13 protein-coding genes are annotated in these 18,389 nt (G+C 44.2%); 5 read left to right on the top strand and 8 right to left on the bottom strand.

Going from position 1 to position 18,389, the window contains the following annotated elements:
- Positions 1-84: 84 nt before the first annotated feature.
- Both CWB98_RS02445 and CWB98_RS02440 read right to left on the bottom strand, forming a co-directional pair.
- Complete coding sequence (locus CWB98_RS02445; RefSeq protein WP_138543384.1) at positions 85-3,246, bottom strand: TonB-dependent receptor; 3,162 nt, start codon at positions 3,244-3,246, stop codon at positions 85-87.
- Between the two features lie 48 nt (positions 3,247-3,294).
- Positions 3,295-4,134: a S1/P1 nuclease gene (locus tag CWB98_RS02440; protein WP_138543383.1), complete on the bottom strand. Its 840-nt coding sequence runs from the start codon at positions 4,132-4,134 to the stop codon at positions 3,295-3,297.
- 425 nt (positions 4,135-4,559) lie between these two features.
- Between CWB98_RS02440 and CWB98_RS02435 the strand changes: the two genes are divergently transcribed.
- On the top strand, positions 4,560-5,252 hold the full coding sequence (locus CWB98_RS02435) for a phosphate/phosphite/phosphonate ABC transporter substrate-binding protein (RefSeq protein ID WP_249364579.1): 693 nt from the start codon (positions 4,560-4,562) through the stop codon (positions 5,250-5,252).
- Positions 5,242-6,162: a hypothetical protein gene (locus tag CWB98_RS02430; RefSeq protein WP_138543382.1), complete on the top strand. Its 921-nt coding sequence runs from the start codon at positions 5,242-5,244 to the stop codon at positions 6,160-6,162. The genes CWB98_RS02435 and CWB98_RS02430 overlap by 11 nt, the downstream gene beginning before the upstream one ends.
- Positions 6,163-6,206: 44 nt before the next feature.
- Here the strand turns inward: CWB98_RS02430 and ushA are convergent, their stop codons facing one another.
- Positions 6,207-7,814: a bifunctional UDP-sugar hydrolase/5'-nucleotidase UshA gene (gene ushA / locus CWB98_RS02425; protein WP_138543381.1), complete on the bottom strand. Its 1,608-nt coding sequence runs from the start codon at positions 7,812-7,814 to the stop codon at positions 6,207-6,209.
- A gap of 69 nt (positions 7,815-7,883) precedes the next feature.
- Positions 7,884-8,069, bottom strand: a complete 186-nt coding sequence (locus CWB98_RS02420; RefSeq protein WP_138543380.1) for a hypothetical protein — start codon at positions 8,067-8,069, stop codon at positions 7,884-7,886.
- A 271-nt stretch (positions 8,070-8,340) separates the two neighbouring features.
- On the opposite strand from CWB98_RS02420, the gene CWB98_RS02415 reads away from it, so the two are divergent.
- Entirely contained in the window at positions 8,341-11,217 is a 2,877-nt protein-coding gene (locus CWB98_RS02415; protein ID WP_138543379.1) for an insulinase family protein, read from the top strand.
- A gap of 57 nt (positions 11,218-11,274) precedes the next feature.
- Positions 11,275-11,790 carry a GNAT family N-acetyltransferase gene (locus tag CWB98_RS02410; RefSeq protein ID WP_138543378.1) on the top strand — a complete coding sequence of 172 codons (516 nt, stop codon included), beginning with the start codon at positions 11,275-11,277 and terminating at the stop codon, positions 11,788-11,790.
- Positions 11,791-11,798: 8 nt separating this feature from the next.
- Here CWB98_RS02410 and CWB98_RS02405 read toward each other — a convergent pair whose 3' ends face one another.
- Genes CWB98_RS02405 through CWB98_RS02390 form a run of 4 tightly spaced genes read right to left on the bottom strand, consistent with a single transcriptional unit; the run spans position 11,799 to position 16,105 of the window.
- Positions 11,799-12,383, bottom strand: coding sequence for a PqiC family protein (locus CWB98_RS02405; protein WP_138543377.1), 585 nt, complete (start codon positions 12,381-12,383; stop codon positions 11,799-11,801).
- Positions 12,383-14,041, bottom strand: a complete 1,659-nt coding sequence (gene pqiB / locus CWB98_RS02400; RefSeq protein ID WP_138543376.1) for an intermembrane transport protein PqiB — start codon at positions 14,039-14,041, stop codon at positions 12,383-12,385. The genes CWB98_RS02405 and pqiB overlap by 1 nt, the downstream gene beginning before the upstream one ends.
- A complete protein-coding gene (locus tag CWB98_RS02395) occupies positions 14,034-15,242 on the bottom strand; it encodes a paraquat-inducible protein A (protein WP_138543375.1) in 1,209 nt (402 codons plus the stop codon). The genes pqiB and CWB98_RS02395 overlap by 8 nt, the downstream gene beginning before the upstream one ends.
- A 59-nt stretch (positions 15,243-15,301) precedes the next feature.
- Positions 15,302-16,105: an acyl-CoA thioesterase gene (locus CWB98_RS02390; protein WP_138543374.1), complete on the bottom strand. Its 804-nt coding sequence runs from the start codon at positions 16,103-16,105 to the stop codon at positions 15,302-15,304.
- 215 nt (positions 16,106-16,320) lie between these two features.
- On the opposite strand from CWB98_RS02390, the gene dnaK reads away from it, so the two are divergent.
- Positions 16,321-18,243, top strand: a complete 1,923-nt coding sequence (gene dnaK, locus CWB98_RS02385; protein WP_138543373.1) for a molecular chaperone DnaK — start codon at positions 16,321-16,323, stop codon at positions 18,241-18,243.
- The last annotated feature ends 146 nt before the right edge of the window (positions 18,244-18,389 follow it).

Genomic DNA, 18,389 nt, shown 5'->3' with positions numbered 1-18,389 from the left:
AAGCTCAGTTTAATGAGTACCGACAACGAAAAAAGGTCAACCGAAGTTGACCTTTAGAGATTATCTAATTACGTGTTTTAGATATTAGAAATCGTATTTAACACCAATACGGATTTCCCAAAGCGAAGGACGGATTTCAAAATCAGTACCGCTTGGGTCATTAAATTTAATGAACTCATAGCGACCAGCTTCGGTAATACGTGCGGTAACAGCATTTTGCATGTCACTGCCCGTTTCCATCACGCCCCAGTCGTCGTTCAGTAAGTTACCCAGGTTCTTGATAGTGAAGAACGCTGAGCCTTTATGACCGTCTGAGAAGCCAGCAAACTCTTGCTCAACTTTCAGGTCAAACGTCACCCACCATTCACCGTCTTGAGAGTTACGGTCAAGGACTTTACCACGAGCAAGGCCTTCACGCTCTACCCAGGCATCAAACGCTTCTTTGTCGAAGTCGGCACCGTATTGAACAGCATTGTCTTCAATGTTTGGTACGTACAATAGGTCACGCTCTGTATCAACAAAGCCAAACATACTTGTTTTATCAAACGTGTAAGAGTAAGGGTTAGTTACACTTGCCTGACCGAACAGGTTGAATTTGGTTTCGTAACCATCAATAAATTCATGCTTGTACGACAGTGACAGAGTTGCACGGTGTGGCACTTCATAGTTTGAAGTCGACAGGTTTGGTGCCTCAGGGTTTGTCGTTGCCAAGTTGTGGTAGTTCGAGAACGCCACAGAACTTGTCATTGGGTGAACGTCTTTAGAGACAGTGTATGCATATGACAGCGCTAAATCGATACCGTTGTCGAATGACTTATTCATACCGAACGACAGAATATGAGAATACGCGTCTTGTCCTTTTACGTTAGTAAGCAACAAATCTGAATTTCTTGGGTGTTTATCGTCTGAATAGATCGGACGACCATCTGGTGCAGTGCCAGCGCGAACCAGAGCTAAGTTGCTAACGATAGCAGAGTTCTGTTTATGCGTGTATAGGTAATCCATAGTGAAAACGTAGTCTTCTTCTGTGACGTACGTCGCACCCAAAGAGTATTTCCACTCAGAAGGAATTTCAAAATCTGCATCTGTTGCATTGGTGCTTGCGTCAGCGGTGCCACTGCCTACAGCATCATATAGATCTTGAGGGATTGCATAGCCTGCTTTGCCGTTATCAACGAATGTTACTGCATCCTGACCAATTAGCTGCACATCCCTTTGGTTGACCTGGATGTTACGGATACCATCGTTAGAATAACTGTTTGAGATCCAAACGTTCGGGTTACCACCTGAGTACAAGCCAATACCACCACGTAATTCAAGCTGGTCGTTGTAAATCCAGTTGAATCCTAAGCGTGGTTGTAGCAGTGACACGCCGTCTAAGTTTTGTTGGTTAGAGTGGCGATCCTGGAAACGACCAGCAGGCTCATCACCACCTGGTACGTAATCTGGGTTGTAGAAGTTCTTATTCAGAGTAGGGACATCGTTACTGGTGTACCAGTCATAGCGAAGACCCGCTGTGATTGAGATTTCGTAATCTTCCAGATCGAATTTGTCTTGTACATAAAGGGTGTTAAGCGCGTATTTGAACTCACCTGCAGCATCAACTGGGTTATGGCTGCTTGCGTTTCCGTAGTAAACTCTTGCAAGACCTTGACGGAAGTAGTCTACACCACTAACCGTTCCCTCTCTGTTGTTGTAGAAACGGTGCTCACCTTCGTTATGCTGTACGAACATATTGAAGACATCCAGCTCTTCCATTTCGTAGCCGAAGCTAATTTCATGAGCATCCAGATAATATGTACCAGCGAGCTTCAGAGACAGGTTATCGTATTTCAGCTTGTTAGCCTGACGTGAATCATCTGGGCCCAGGTAAACAGTTACACCACCTGAAGTTTGCACCTGCATTTCACCAAAACCAGACGCTGCATCCAGTGAGTTTTGACGGTTATCAAGCTCTGAGTAACCAACACGTACTTCAGTAGAGAAATCGTCAGTCCAGTCAGAATATACAGTTGCAACGTAGGAGTTTAGCTCAGCGCCACGCTCGTAGAAGTGGTTAGATAACGACAAACGACTTGAGCCTGAGTCAGACTGGCTAATAGAGAAACCATCGTTGTAGTTGTATACGAATGAAGCACGGTGCATTTCGTTGATGTTCCAATCCAGCTTAATCAGGATTTTCTCATCTTCTACAGGCATGCTAGGGACCATTGAGCCTGGATCATAGTCATATAGAGTCTTTGACAGGTCGATGATTTCGTTAACTTCGTCCAGAGTAATTTTCTTATTGGCCAGTGGTGTGTATTCAAAAACCTGCGAGCCTTCCAGTTTTTCGTAGCTGGTGAATAGGAAAAGCGTGTCTTCAATCAGAGGCATACCAACGTTGAAGCCATAACGCTTCTCATCATAGTCACCCAGGTCTTGTTTAGCCCCTTCGATTTTATCACCAGAGAGTGAATCACTGGTGTAGTCCAGGAAAACGCCACCATGAATTTCGTTGGTACCAGACTTGGTTACAGCGTTGATGTTACACGAAGTAAAGCCACCGTACTGTACGTCAAAAGGTGCCAACTCAACTGCTACTTGAGCAATAGTGTCAAAAGAGAAAGGCATACGCTCGGTAGGGTAACCATTGCTGTTCAGACCAAAGTTGTCGTTCATACGAACACCATCTACGGTCAGGCTGTTAAATCGCGGGTTACCACCAGCACACTGAATTGCACCTGAGCTAGACTCGTCAACAAAGATACGCGGGTCTGTACGTACGATGTCTTTCAAGTCACGGTTGATAGCTGGCTTCTCTTGAAGATCTGCCAAAGAGAAGTTAGTTGCCGGGCCTGTGCCACCAGAATTCATGGTGATTGGACGACCAGTTACAACGATTTGTTCCATTTGGCTTTTAGACTGAAGCTGAACTGTAACTGGGTAAGTTTTACCCAGGCTCAGGTACACGTCTTCTACCATAGTGTCTTCAAAACTATCAGAGTCAACGATAATCTGGTAAGGACCACCAACGCGCAGGCCTTTCGCTGAGAATGAACCGTTTTCACCAACCGTCGTTGTTTTCACAGAGCCTGAAGGCGTATGAATGATGGTGATTTTGGTGCCAACCGCCGGGTTTCCATTTGGACCGGTGATTTGACCTTTTACCGCAGAGGCAGTGTCATTCGCATAAGCAGCGCCACTTGCACCGACACATGCAGCGATTGCAAGTGAGAGAGCCGTTTTGCGTAGTTGCGTTTTCATTATGTTGTTTCCCGTGTTATAGGTTTATTAAATAATAATCGTCAAGGTTCACTTGGCTGCTTTTAACGCAGTTTCAAGTGGTCTTGAATTTTTGTCAAAAATTTGATTTAGCAATCCTGCCAGTCTAATCCCGCCTTGAAGAAGTCGAGACTTTACAACCGGAGTGTACCTATGAATATACGCCCAGCTGATGTCAGTTTCATTGCCATTATAAATCTTTTCAGCTATTTGGTTAGATTCTACTAACCAATCTGCAGGGCGACTATTGAGCATTTGCGCTATCTTCTTTTTATCGCGCGTAACAATAAAGTCGCTCAGCTCTCGATAAGAAAGCCCTTGATGTTCAATCAGTTTAGTATCAAATACAGAATGTAAATTTGTTTCTTCTTTAAAAAAAGTCACTTTAATGAGGTTGCCGCCACGATCTTCACTACGGCCGGCATGGAATGGCTGATGTGCGTCCCCAACTAAATGAACTAGGAACTTTAGTGCGAATTGCTTGTCTTCCTTAGAGGATTTTGTGTTTTCAAGCACAGAAACAGAGTAGTTGATACCATCGAGTATGTGTTTCACGTCATGCCTATGCACCACAGATTTATCGTCATAACGTGCCATACTGCCTGGATCTTTGATATTGATGTAATGCCATTTGCCTGATTGCTTTTTCCAAAACGTTTCTGTACTCGAGCGCATTTCGTCTGCCCAAGTTGAAACTTCGGCCAACGAATCTTCAGCTAGCAGGGCTTTTACTGATTTTTCAGTCGTTGAGGTAAGGTGCTGTTGGGCTAATTCACCAACAACTCTATGACCATTCATTCCCCAAGATAAAGCGTAGGTGCTGAAAATCAAAGTAGATAACACCAAACACTTAATAGAAGCTCGTAACATCAAAAATTCTCGTTACCCAAATTGGGTATTGTTTACACCTTTGGAATGCGGCCAATTGTCCGGATTTTTTCGCAAAATAAAAGGACTCAATGGGATTCATAATTTCTTGTTAATAAAGCAGCTAAAACAATAGTTTGTGTCTTTTTAGTAAGTTTACCTATTGCAATAAGTAATAAAAATTGATCTAATATAGGGGCGCGCAACTTAAGAAATACGAAGTTTTGAAAAATAATCACTCTCTAAGCAATAAAACAACTATTGTTACAGTTTTGTTTCTCTCTGTCTGGTGCTGTTGGTTACTTGCGAGTAACTTGACTGGTAAACCGGTTGGTGAGCTACCAAAATTGGTCGAAAGTAGTGTCTCCTGTGAGACGCGTTCAACGAGTAACAGGGATATTTTTAGAGTACATGTCCCAGTAGAGCAATTGGCTCGAAAACTGGCGCCTGCTTTGTGTCAGGACGAAGTAGTAGCCAAGCAATTTGGTAGGGTAAAGGTGCGCTACAGCGGAGAACTGGCCGAGCAAATTGACTACATTGCGAAGGGGCTTGCAGATCTGACTTTGTCAAAAGACAATGTGATGGCGGCTTTAAAGGCGCAATCTACATATAATTATATGCCGGTCGTTGGTTATCCTACTTATACCGCGTTTTTTATTTCAAACCGCGAAAAGCCAAGATTAGAGAAAGCGTATTTTCTGGATAAGAAAATTGGCTTACTCGATTACCCAACCAGCCGCTCTGGTCATATCATCCCAAAGCAAATGTTTAAACGGCTCGATTTAGATATGCGCGTACTGGATATCCAGTATGTAAGCTCTCATCAAGTGTTAAGAGAAAAGCTTTCATCGGGCGAACTAGACATTATTGCAACTTATTGGCAAGAAAGTGATGAGGAACGATTCTCGGCAAACTACATAACGCCAATTGGTGAGAACATTAGTGGGAGCCGCTGGTATGTAAAAATGGATGTTGATAACACTGATCTGGCGTGTTCATTACAGCGTCAGTTGCAGGAAGTCGCCAAGAACAATGGCTCAAGCTATTTTGATCGGCTGGATCTATATTGGCAGTGTGAAAACCTACCTGTTTATTTCCTTGGAGAAAAAGATGAGTCGTAAAACAGGTTGGCTGGCATTTTCAGTATACAGTGCCATTTTTTCCCTGGTTTTTGTTTTTGCTCATGAGCGTGCAATCAGATACACAATTGAACAAGACTTAGGAAGCATCAAACTTCGGATTGCTCTGGACATAAATCGACTTCCAATTGCAGATCCACAACTTAATTATGCCGGTGATGCAACACGTGTTGAGCGATACATTGACACGCTTAACAGAAGGCTGCAAAAGGAAATGAGCCGGGTTCGTATCCTAAGTATCTCAGCACAAGGTACCCAAACAGCCGACGAGCAGCTTCTGTTATCGGGTGCAGATGGCGGTACCGCTATCAGCTACCAGGCCAATACGCGTCACAACCATTGGCTATATATAATACCTTTGGTGATTGCATTGCTAAACCTGGCTTTTTATCGATCCGTTTCTCAAAAAAGAGAGCAGGCAAAACGGCAATCGGCTACCACTATGGCAGCCAAGCCTAAACCACAGCATCTGGTTGTTGACCTTTACTCAAAGACGCTGTGTCTGAGTGGCGATAAAGCTCATCAGGTTCAACTAGCCAATAAGCCACTGTGTTTTTACCTGGCACTGCTGGAGTTCTGTTCGCATCACCCTGATGTATCACTTAATCAGAATAAAGAGGTGCCTGACGAGTTACTTGATATCGCAGATAAGTACTTCCACCGTCTGGTTGCATTGGGTCATACGATCAGAAAACGGCCCAATTTCTCTAATAGTCTTGAGAAAACACTTAGTGAGATCCGTGCTGCACTGGATGAGCTGTTAACACACCAACCAGAGCTAAAAGCAAAGTTATATCCACCTAAAGCGCATGGCGAAGGGTCACGCTCAAAATTACACAGCTATGGATTAAAAGCACAGAAGGCGGAGGATGTAGAGGTGATTGGAAAGTAAAAAATGACGGGCGCATCCGGATGACGCCCGCATATACTCTAACGTCAGTTTGATAATGTTGAACGCTTAATGGGAGAGTGACGTTCAATAAAATCTCTCAAAACCTGTGCATCGGTACTATCCGTGGCTGTATATCCAGGAAAGTCAGTCAATACAGGGTAACCGTCTCCACCGGCAGCGTTATAGCTGTTAATGCTCATACGGTAAGTTTTGGTTGGATCAACGGGCTTACCTTGTATCTTAACATTTGTCAGCTTGCCACCCTGTATATCAAACTCGATACCATGATATTGCAAATAGGCGCCTGAGTCTGGCGGAAATGCGCTCACAATTGACATATAGTCAATTAATTCTTGACCACTCCAGTCTATGTAGGTGATCCGATTTCGAAACGGATGTACTGTCAAAATATCTTTGTAGCTGACTTCTCCGGCTTTGATACTGGCTCTTATTCCACCACCGCTGATGAGTCCAAAATCTGCGCCTACCGCTGCCATTTGTGCCTTAATGATCAAATCACCAAGGGGACTTTGCCTGAAACGAACAGTGTTTCTGCGTCCATCTAAAAATGCATCCACCTCACCAACAGCGCCCGCAATTTTACTTTCCCCCGCCTTTTGATAGGGAGCTAAAAAGGCTTTTAATTCAGAGTCATGTTCTATGTAATCATGTGCCCATTGACCCTCCTCATTTTTTAGATTTACGGGGATCAATTCATAGCTCTCAAGCGTTTTTTCACTTTCAGATATTCTAAAAACTGCTTTGCCTACATACTTGCCCCATTCATGGGCCTGCATAATCCAGATGCCGTTTTGCTGATCCGGTTTACAAGCTTTGCCTGGAGCAAAGTTAGCATCTTCTTCGCCATTTTCATCTATACAGATAGGTTCCTGAGAATGACCACCTATGATCATGTCCAGCGTACCAGCAGGTAGATTACGAGCCAGTGTTACATCTCCTGGTGCATTGATGCCATAAGCTGCGTCATGATAGTGACCCATATGGGTAACTGCAATTGTTACGTCTGGTTTATATTGTTGTCTGATACGTTGTGAGAGCTGCGCTGTAATAGGCGCAGGCTCAACAAAGTCGAGTCCGCCAACGAACTCAGGGTTGGCGATTTTTACTGTATCTATCGTGGTTAAACCAATGATCGCGATTTTCAGGCCCTGCTTTTCTATTATTGTATAGGGTTGATAAGCATGTTCACCGTTATGTTTGTGCAATATGTTGGCTGATAAAAACGGAAAGTTAGACCAGGCAATTTGTTTGTCCAGGACATCAAGTGGGTTATCAAATTCATGATTGCCGATGGCCATCGCGTCATAACCTAGCAAGCTCATTCCCTTGAAATCGGGCTCAGCATGCTGAAGGTCTGATTCAGGCACTCCCGTGTTGATGTCTCCACCAGACAGCAACACTAGACTATGACCTTGTGCTTTAGCCTGTGCTCTTAATTGGTCGATCAGAGTTTTTCGTGCTGCCATGCCATATTCGCCGTCTTCATTGTGCCAAAAACGGCCATGGTGATCATTTGTATGAAGCACTGTGAGATAATGAACGGCGTCAATTTTTGGATCAGAACTGGTTTGTTGTGTTGTATTACAAGCTGTTAGGGATAGTGCCAACAGCGAAGGAATGATAAAGCGCATAAGCCTACTTCTGTGGGGTCTTTCTATGCGCCTTAGTTTAAACTAAAAGCTCTAAGCAAATATAGCCGATTATTGAATTTTTGATTTCATTCTTGAATCACACACGGCATTGTGTCTGCGAATCAGCTCATCTTTAGCCAGAGCTTGCTTGGCATGTCCGGTTGCAACCATCCAATTAAGAAAGCTAGCTGGCAATTTGCTGTAAGGCTCGCCATTATGAAGCCCAAAGTCGCAGATAGATTGATTTATTTCCATTTTATGTGTCCCTGATGGTCCAACGATAACATTATTGTTGGACCATAATGTTATCAAATAGAAAAAACTGTGTGATAAAAAATTCTTTCAGGTTTTCTGGTTGTTATTACTATTCGCTATAAGCAGAAAAATACAATTGTGCTCGCTCAGCCTCATTTTAATACTCAATAACCATTGAATTTCACAGAGATAAGATGGTAGCGTTTGGATACTAGGGTCTCCTTTAGGGCAGGCCTAAAGACCAGAATTATTATATTGAGATGGATAGTTAATGAAAAAAACTATGGCAGTCGCCGGCATTGCGCTGGCCTTATTATCAGGGTGTGTTTCTACTTATCACGGAGCCGGGGAAACAGCAGTCGCACCGATGGCAAAATCACTCGTTGTTAGCCCGAATGATCAGAGACAATATAAGACACTTACCTTGTCAAATGGTATTGAGGTAATCCTGGTATCAGACCCTGAAGTGGAAAAATCGGCTGCTGCATTGAGCGTAGGGGTTGGGTTACTTCATGATCCCATGTCACAACAAGGTATGGCACATTATCTCGAACACATGTTGTTTTTGGGAACAGAGCGTTACCCTGATACACAAGGGTATAAAGATTTTATGAGTCGCAACGGCGGCACTCACAACGCTTATACCTGGTTAGATATTACTAATTATATGTTTAAGGTAAATAATCAGGCTTATGATGAAGCGCTTGATCGTTTTTCAGATTTCTTCAAATCGCCAAAGCTCTACCCCGAGTATACCGACAAAGAAAAAAATGCGGTGAATGCCGAGTGGTCTATGCGTCGGGAAATGGACTTCTTCGGTCAGTATAAATTGTCGCGAAGCATGATGGGTACACACCCTGCTAACCGGTTTTTGATTGGTAACAACGAAACCTTGGGTGATAAGCCAGGTAGCAATCTGCATGAAGAAACCGTCGCATTTTACAATAAATATTATTCATCGAATATAATGAAGTTGGCGATGATCTCCAATTTATCTTTGCCCGAGATGGCAGAAAAAGCACGTAGACATTTCGCAACGATTAAGAACAAAAAAATTGAAGCTCCACGTGTAGATGCACAGCTAGATTTTACAGAAATTGGGAAAAAACGAATTCATTATATTCCTAATGAAGACGTGAAAGCATTGAAGCTGGATTTTACAATTGCCAATAACAGGGATGAGTTTGCGTTCAAGCCTAACTATTTTGTGACCTATTTATTGAGTAACGAAATGCAGGGTAGCCCGGCACAGGTGCTAAAAAGTAAAGGCTGGATTTCAGAGCTAACAGCCAGTGCTGCACCTGACCTATATGGCAACTATGGTTCTTTGTCTGTTGATATCCAACTCACGGAGCTGGGTATGAGCCATCGGGAGCAGGCCGTTGCGATAGTCATGCAGTATATCCAGCTCATCAAAGAGCAAGGCGTAGACCGTAAGTATTTTAAAGAAATAAAAACGTCTCTGGCTAACCAGTTTAGGTTTTTAGAGCGAGGGGACGAATATGATTACGTTTCTGGTCTTGCAGACAGCATGCAAAAATATCCTCTAAACCATGCCGTTAATGCTCCTTACTTTTTTGCGGATTTTAATGAACAGGCTGTTACAGATGTACTGGAACAGTTAAATGCGCAGCGGCTTCGTGTTTGGTACATCAGTAAAAGCGAACCACAAGATCAGCAATTGCACTTTTATGATGGTCGCTTTAAGGTCGTTGATATTCCAGAACAAGAGTTAGCCTCGTGGCAGGTAAATACAAATCCGGGCCTCTCGTTACCAAGCATAAATCGATTACTTCCAGAGCGATTTGATATTGTGACGCAATCAGAACAAGAAGACAGCGTTAATAAGGTTTATCAGGACAGTACCGTTACGGTTTGGCAGAAAACCAGTGAAAAATATAGCGCACAGCCAAAAGGGCGCTTACAGATTCATATTAATTCTCCAAAGACGTTAGACAGTGCACAGGTTCAGGTAGCTGCCGCTTTGTGGGCAGATTTATATTCGATTGAAAAAGCAAAGTTACTGACCGAGGCATCCGTTGCTGGCATGGGGCTCAGGCTTGGTGTAAATAGCGGATTAATACTGACTATATCTGGGTTTACCGATAAACAAGGGGTTTTGCTATCGCAGGCACTGGATGGTTTGAAGGTGCAGCCTAGCCAAAAACAGCTCGAACAGGCTGTTGACAGATTTATCAGGAATATTGAAAATCAAAGTAAACAATTTCCTTATTATCAGGCATTTGGTCGTTACCAAGCTTTGGTTCGCTCTGGAAACTTCGACGACGATGTGCTGATTGATATTGCAGAAAGAATGACTCGGGACATTTTCGCCAAAGCGCAAAATACACTGCTGAATCATCACACTGTGCGGATATTTGGTTATGGCAACTACAACAAGGCATTTTTGGCAAATGTCGTCCAGGAAGTTAAGAGCACCCTCAATAAGCCTTTAGAGCACAATGATTATGTGAGAGCTAAATTCCTGCAGCCGCACGCCGGTAAAGCTCTGGTTTGGCAGCAGGATGCAGACACAGCAGATGTTGCCATTGTAGATATGTTCGTGCATCCCACGCCAGGTTATGCGCAAAAAGCCGCAGCACTGATACTAAAGTCACACCTGAATAGCCACCTTTTCAATTCGCTACGAACGGAAGAACAGTTGGCTTATGCCGTCGGGGCGATTGCACAGGGAATTGATGAATACTCCGCGCTAGGATTTTATATTCAAACACCTGTGCTAGATGTGCAAGCCATGCAGGCTCGATTTGATCGTTACAGGCAGGAATATGCACACGCATTGAGTGAGCTTGACGAAGGCACCTTTAACCAACTCAAAGGTGCAGCGTTACTTTCTTTGTCAGAAGTGCCTAAGAATCTTGCCGAAGAATCTCAGCCAATCCTTATAGATTGGTATCGTAACAATCTGAGCTTTGATTCGAGAGCCAAGCTAATCGCAGCGACCCAACAGGTCACGCTGGCAGATCTTAAATCTTATTTCGCACAGAGTATGCTCAATGGCGATGCTGCAAGATTGAACATTCAGATCCGAGGTAAGAAGTTTGCCGATAAACCTTTTGCAACTTTGCCTAATGAAGTGAAAGTGAACTCAATGGATGAGCTTTATAAAAAAGTACGATTCGAATAAGTCACTATTAATCTGGCGGGGCGTTAGCCCCGCTTAGCATATTGAAGGGTATTGTGTATGGCAGAAGTCTTAACTAAAACTGAGCGCTTGATCCTGCGTCGGGCCAGTCTTTGCGATACTGAGTTGATCTATGAGCTGCTCAACCAACAGAGCTTTATCGATAATGTTGCGGATAAACAAATAAGAACGCTGAAAGATGCGCAAAAATATATAGAAAGTGCTTTTCTTACACCATACGATTTGGCGGCGCCTAGCCCTTATATTGTTACCTTGCTCGATGGAACTGCAATTGGAATTTGCGGGCTATACCAGCGACCTTACCTTGAGTTTCCTGACCTGGGTTACGCATTTTTGGATAGATACTGTGGAAAAGGGTTTGCTTGTGAAGCCGCTGAGGCTCTGCTAACGTTTGTGCGGGGTTGTGGTAAATACAGAGCATTAGGAGCGATTACGGCACCGGAGAATGTCGCAAGCAATAAATTACTGAAAAAGTTGGGCTTTATACTGGTTGGTACATTTCAACTGGTACCAGACATGGACAGTACCAACTTATATGTAAACCAGTTTCACTGATATTAACTTCACCGCGTGATGGAATCCATTTCAGACAGTAAATGTTGCATCAGTTGTTGCCAGTTGTTTTGGTGGGCAGTAATCAGTGCATTAAACCCGTCCTCAACAAGGGGCGTTGTATAGTTAAACTGATGTACGCTCACTAAATCAGCCCCGTTTGCTGACATGTGGTAGATATGCAAGCTGCCTCGCAATAGTGCGCCATGCTGGAAATGTCCGGCCAAGTCTGACACTTCAATCAAGACTCTATATTTACCTTGTTTGAATTCACCGGCATTGACTGATAAAACCGGATCTAGACCGAAACCATTCAAATAGCGTAGCGTTTCTTTGGTAAGCAATAATTTAGGATGCTCAGCCCAGTAATGGTAATTGGCGATATGAACCGTGTGCTCACCAGTGTATTGAACAAGCGCCTGTTGGTCAGCAACGCCGATTATATTAATCTGATCTAAATAGACTCTGGGTTTTTCACTCTTATGAGTCTTTACTTCGACTTGAGAGGTGTGAAACCGGTAATAGTCATACTGAGCAGGAGCCGAACCGGTGCAGCCCATCATCAGTACCACAAATAGCGCGATGACGCCTCTCATCACTGCTGCTTCCGCGGTTCAGGATCCGACAAGTTATCCTTGTCGAATAGCAGCATGTTGGGCTGTTCGTTGAGTCCTTTTGACACTGGTTTGAGCGAGTTACTTAAGCTTTCTAGTTCTTGCAGGGTATCTGTCAATTGTTCTACCATACCTGAACCTTTTTGGTAATTGTTCAGCGTTTTTTCAAATTGTTTCAGGCTGGCCGTAAGCTGTGCCAGTGTTCCCTGTAGCTGTGTTAAGTTCTTTTCCACTTTTTCTGATACTTTCGTTGTGTTGAAACCGTTTACAAGTGTCTGCGTTTCATCAGCTAATGCTGTAAACGCCTGCATTGTTTTTTGTGCCTCGATGAGCGAGTTGTCCAAAGGTAACTTGTTGAGCTTGTTCAACAAGGCCATCACTTGCTCTGACAAAGCAGTAAATCCACTGGGTACGCTCGGTAATACCGGGTACGCGTAATTCATTCCTAAGCTGGTCGGACGGGTTGAATTGTAAAAATCTAGTTCTATATATACCGCACCTGTTAAAATATTACCACTTTTTAGTGAGGCTCTTAAGCCATTTTTAACCCATTGTTCTATATTTTCTTGCCAATATTGTTTGGCTTTCGCATCCACTTCATAGATGCGTCCGTATTCAATTTTTATTAAAACGGGTATGGATGTGTTGCCTTGCTGGAAGTAAAGTGGCAGTCCATCTCGTTCCAGCCTCGCAGGTACCTGTTCCACTGTACCGACTCGCATGCCGCGATACTCGACAGGTGCACCAGGTTTTAAACCACGGATCGACTGTTCAAATTCAACCAGATAATGGTCAAATAAGTCGAAACGTCGTTCCAGTGCAACCGCAAAATTTTGGTGTAATTTAAACTCCCGGCCCTCAGTGGCGATTTCTCCGCCTCCTTGCTCAGGTGGATAGTCGATGGATATACCGCCCTTAATCATTTTTGCCAAAGAGCCAGTGTTCAGATTTATTCCTTCACTTGTCAATGAGATTTCAACCCCAGAGTTGATCCAAAAAATGGCATTGTGGGTAATGAGTTTGTCATAGGGAGAATCGATAAAAATACCGTATTCCATTTGTAGTGAATCAGTATTAAATACGGCCCTTTCAATCTGCCCGATATGATAGTTGCGGAAAAAAATACCAGTACCCACATCCAAAACTTCGCCACTGGAAGAACTGAGTTGATAACGCAAGCCTTCCACATCAGTGGAAATAAGGGCGGGTTGATCCTGAAGCGTATAAAGGCTAGTGCGTTGTTTGCTCTCGCCAGGTAATAATTCGATGTAAACGCCGGATAGCAGTGTGTTAAGCCCGCTGATCCCAGATTGATCGATGCGGGGCTTTACTATCCAGAATTTGGCATCTTCTGTTAGCAAGCCATCGTAATGTTTGTCAATTCTAACGGTCGCGACAACTGCTTTTTGCTCGACTTGCAGGCGCAGAGATTCTACAACCCCAATTTTGACGCTTCTGACTCTTACTTCTGTTTTACCCGCTATGACGCCATCTGCATTTTTCATCTTAATGTATATTTGATGGCCTTTACTTTGTTGATGTTGATAGAGCATCCAGCCAGTTATTAATATGGCCAATAAGGGCACAATCCAGATGACTGAAAGCCTGGGTTTGGGCTCGATATATGCTTCTTTATTCATGTTTATTCAAAGAGTCCCAAAGTAGTCGAGGGTCAAAATTGTTCACTGCAAAAATCTGGCAGATAACCATGGCAGTGAAAAACACGATGCCTGGCTGCGGCTCAACGCTCAGTACAGTACCAAGCTGAACGAGAGAAACCAAGAGAATCACGACGAAAACGTCTATCATTGACCATTTTCCAACCGCTTCAAGGGCGCGGTAGAACTTCGCGGTCACTTTTGGGTTGGCTGGACGCTTTACTCGGTATAGTAAATAAAACAGCGTGCCCGCTTTGAGCAGGGGAATGCAAATACTGGCAATAAAAATTACGATGGCGATAGGGTATGAGCCGTTTTGCCACAATACTTCAACGCCACCGTATATTGTAGCGGGTGTGTGCAAACCTAAATTGATGGTGTCCATGATTGGAAAAGACAAAGCCGGGATTAAAAATACCAAAGAGGTCAGCATCCAGGCTGCACTGCGGGAAACCGAATTGTTTTTTCGATAACTCAACTTAGCGAGACAGCGTGGACAGTGCTCATTGCGGCTGATCTGCTGGCAGACCTGGCATTGCTTTAATTGTTGTGAGCTGGCCCGCTTTGCACAGTGTTCTATCGTTGGGGTAAAATGGGCTTGCTGCAACTGCCATAATTGATGTTGGCTCAGTAGAGAAAGGGTCTCAATAAAGCAGAGTACAAACAGTATGTAGGCCCAAAAGCCAAGACCCACTTCTATTTCTGCAAATGCGGTCAGTTTAAATGCACTGATTAACACCGCGACTAAAAAAATATCAGCCAGATTGAGCGGCCGCAGAGTCATAATAAATTTCGCAACTGCGCGAGCATTGTGCGGATTGAGCTTTTGCCAGATTGGCGTGTGAACCATCAGAATCAGAGCGCTGGCGGCGAGTGGTAAGATAACGATACTGACGCTAAGCAACGCGGCTAAGAATACGCTGTAATTCTCTGCCAGTTGCATGATTGCGGCCATCAGACTAATGGTTTGTTTGAGTCCATGCTGAGCGTAAGATATAAAGTGTGGTTGCAAACTTAGTAGCAGAAATATAATTGATGACAGGCTAAAAGCGGCTATCCACTGAGTATAGTTTCGCTGGGTCGTGGCAAGCACATTACCGCAGTGTGGACAAACAGCTCTTTGCTGCTCGCCCAAATCACTTATAGACACTAAATAATCACAATGCTGGCAGGCGACTATCACTGTTCAACCAATACTTTAACTTACTCCTGCATATAGTGTGAGTGACTTAGTAGTTTTTATCAACTGTCAAATACTGCTACGGTTTGTCTACTTAAAGCTAGCAGCGTACCATCTTGCGAAAATAGCTTGGCATCCTCTATTGCGTAACCATGCTCAGCCTGGTGTGTGACAGCTTCCATGGCAAACCACTCTGAGCCTGGTAGCTCAATATCATTAAGAAACTCAATATACCAGGACATACTGCTCGCTGGTGTTGGGCCCTTGCACAGTTGCAGCAATGTGGGAGGCCAGGCGTCAGCCAGTGCCAGTAAATGCAAAACCGAAAGATGGGGCTCTGCAGGGGATTTAAACTTCATCCAGCCACCGATATCACTAGAGTCCGCACCACTGAATGGTAATGCACCTTGTTGCAGGTTAAGATCGATATGCTGGATAAAGGCGGGCATGACACCCTCTATATAAGGCAACGTTTGTTTAGGGTTAATCTCGCTTAATGAAAAGGCATCATCCGCAGGAACCGTGATCGACGAAGTGCGGGGTTTACCAAAACTGGCAAGAGCGACAAGGCAAACCTGATTATTTTGTGTGATGGTTGTTTGCATCTGGCTGGCGCTCTTTCCTGAGCGCAACAGGAGGGTGTTAAGCTCGAATGGTTGTTCGCTTAAAAGCGGGCCTACGAAATTACAGCTAAAAGAAAGCAGGCGTCTGTTTTGGTCGCCTAGTTGATGCAGCATGCTTTGTAACATTAGCGCAGCAGAGAGGCCGCCAAATACGGTTCTTCCCTGACTCCAGCTAGCAGGTAATGAAAGCCGGGCCTGTGCATTTTTTAATGCGGGTAAAGAAATGAGTTCGTCAAATGTCATAACAGTTATTTTAAGTTAGTTTTTGATATTTTATCTGGTCATACCAGGGCGGAAATGTCAAATTTAGCCAATTTTTGATGAAAAAAACGCCATGACGAAAAAATTTCAAAAAAAATCACTTTTTTTTTGTTGTGACGCTTGAATTACAAATTGCCGCCCCTATTTATCAAGTCATCTAACAGAACAACGAATTTTTGAAGTCGGAGAAGATTCACATGGGTAAAATTATTGGAATCGATTTAGGTACTACTAACTCTTGTGTAGCGGTACTTGATGGTGATAAGACACGCGTTATCGAAAACGCTGAAGGGGATCGTACAACGCCATCGGTTATTGCATTTACCGAAGAGGGCGAAACGCTAGTAGGTCAACCGGCAAAACGTCAGGCTGTGACTAACCCTCAGAACACACTGTACGCAATCAAGCGTTTGATCGGTCGTCGTTTTGAAGACGAAGAAGTACAGCGCGACATCGGCATCATGCCATTTAAGATTGTTAAAGCAGACAATGGCGATGCCTGGGTTGAAGTACGTGGCGAAAAGCGTGCAGCACCTCAGATTTCTGCTGAAGTCCTGAAGAAAATGAAAAAGACTGCCGAGGATTTCCTGGGCGAAGAAGTTACAGAAGCAGTAATCACTGTTCCTGCTTACTTCAACGATTCACAGCGTCAGGCGACAAAAGATGCCGGTCGTATTGCTGGTCTTGATGTAAAACGTATCATCAACGAACCAACAGCTGCGGCACTTGCCTACGGTATGGACAAAAAACAAGGCGACAACGTTGTTGCAGTATATGACTTAGGTGGTGGTACATTCGATATCTCAATCATCGAGATTGATGAAGTTGAAGGTGAGCACACATTCGAAGTACTTGCGACTAACGGTGACACGCACTTAGGTGGTGAAGATTTCGATAACCGCGTAATCAACTACCTGGTTGCTGAATTCAAGAAAGATCAGGGCATTGACCTGAAGACCGATCCGCTGGCAATGCAGCGTGTGAAAGAAGCAGCTGAAAAAGCGAAAATCGAGCTTTCATCTGCACAGCAAACTGAGGTGAACCTGCCTTATGTTACTGCTGACGCAACCGGTCCTAAGCACATGAACGTGAAGTTGACGCGTGCAAAACTTGAGTCTCTGGTTGAAGACCTGGTTGCACAGTCTATCGAGCCGCTAAAGCGTGCACTGGCTGATGCAGATCTGTCTGTAAGCGACGTAAATGACATCATCCTGGTCGGTGGTCAAACACGTATGCCTCTGGTACAGAAGAAAGTTGCTGAGTTCTTTGGTAAAGAGCCACGTAAAGACGTTAACCCTGATGAAGCGGTAGCAGTAGGTGCTGCGGTTCAAGGTGGTGTGCTGGCTGGTGACGTAAAAGACGTACTACTGCTAGACGTTTGTCCTCTGTCTCTGGGTATTGAGACTATGGGTCAAGTGATGACTGCGCTGATTGAGAAAAACACGACTATCCCTACCAAGAAGTCGCAAACTTTCTCAACAGCAGAAGACAATCAGTCGGCGGTAACTATCCATGTACTGCAAGGTGAGCGTAAACGTTCAAGCGACAATAAGTCTCTTGGCCAATTCAACCTGGAAGGTATTCGTCCTGCACAGCGCGGTGTACCGCAAATCGAAGTAACGTTTGACGTTGATGCGGATGGTATCTTACATGTATCTGCGAAAGACAAAGACACAGGTAAAGAACAGAAGATCACGATTCAGGCATCTTCAGGTCTGAGCGACGATGAAATTGAAAACATGGTTCGTGATGCTGAAGCGAATGCTGAGGAAGATAAAAAGTTCGAAGAGCTGGTAGGCGCTCGTAACCAGGCTGATGCTTTGGTTCACGCAACTCGCAAGCAGATTGAAGAAGCCGGCGACGACCTGCCTGCTGACGACAAAACAGCAATCGAAGCGGCACTGTCTGAGCTGGAAACAGCGATTAAAGGCGAAAGCAAAGAAGAAATTGATGCTAAGACCCAGGCACTTGCAGAAAAATCTCAGAAGCTAATGGAAATTGCTCAGGCTAAGGCTCAAGCGCAACAACAAGCTGGCGGTGACGCAGGTGCACAGCAAGCAAACAAAGCTGACGACGATGTAGTAGATGCTGAGTTTGAAGAAGTAAAAGACGACAAGTAATTGTTGACTTGTAAGCGCACGCAGGCCTAGCCTGGAGTGCTATACAGGGCCTGTTTATCCTTCAAGTTCTAGCGAATGGCAAAGGTAAGCAGGCTCTGACGTATTTAAATTAGAGCGGATAAGTGGACGAACAGAGGCAGTAAGCC

It is taken from the genome of Pseudoalteromonas rubra, from assembly GCF_005887115.1.
In the GTDB taxonomy this organism is placed as follows: domain Bacteria; phylum Pseudomonadota; class Gammaproteobacteria; order Enterobacterales; family Alteromonadaceae; genus Pseudoalteromonas; species Pseudoalteromonas rubra_F.
Note: the sequence above shows the minus strand (reverse complement) of the source record. Positions and strands in the feature narration are given on the sequence as shown.

What these genes read in the sequence shown, in the direction of transcription:
- pqiB (WP_138543376.1), bottom strand. Translation starts at nt 14,041, where the DNA reads ATGAATAAAGAAGCATATATCGAGCCCAAACCCAGGCTTTCAGTCATC.
- CWB98_RS02405 (WP_138543377.1), bottom strand. Translation starts at nt 12,383, where the DNA reads ATGAGAGGCGTCATCGCGCTATTTGTGGTACTGATGATGGGCTGCACC.
- CWB98_RS02390 (WP_138543374.1), bottom strand. Translation starts at nt 16,105, where the DNA reads ATGACATTTGACGAACTCATTTCTTTACCCGCATTAAAAAATGCACAG.
- CWB98_RS02440 (WP_138543383.1), bottom strand. Translation starts at nt 4,134, where the DNA reads ATGTTACGAGCTTCTATTAAGTGTTTGGTGTTATCTACTTTGATTTTC.
- ushA (WP_138543381.1), bottom strand. Translation starts at nt 7,814, where the DNA reads ATGCGCTTTATCATTCCTTCGCTGTTGGCACTATCCCTAACAGCTTGT.
- CWB98_RS02430 (WP_138543382.1), top strand. Translation starts at nt 5,242, where the DNA reads ATGAGTCGTAAAACAGGTTGGCTGGCATTTTCAGTATACAGTGCCATT.
- dnaK (WP_138543373.1), top strand. Translation starts at nt 16,321, where the DNA reads ATGGGTAAAATTATTGGAATCGATTTAGGTACTACTAACTCTTGTGTA.
- CWB98_RS02420 (WP_138543380.1), bottom strand. Translation starts at nt 8,069, where the DNA reads ATGGAAATAAATCAATCTATCTGCGACTTTGGGCTTCATAATGGCGAG.
- CWB98_RS02445 (WP_138543384.1), bottom strand. Translation starts at nt 3,246, where the DNA reads ATGAAAACGCAACTACGCAAAACGGCTCTCTCACTTGCAATCGCTGCA.
- CWB98_RS02410 (WP_138543378.1), top strand. Translation starts at nt 11,275, where the DNA reads ATGGCAGAAGTCTTAACTAAAACTGAGCGCTTGATCCTGCGTCGGGCC.
- CWB98_RS02415 (WP_138543379.1), top strand. Translation starts at nt 8,341, where the DNA reads ATGAAAAAAACTATGGCAGTCGCCGGCATTGCGCTGGCCTTATTATCA.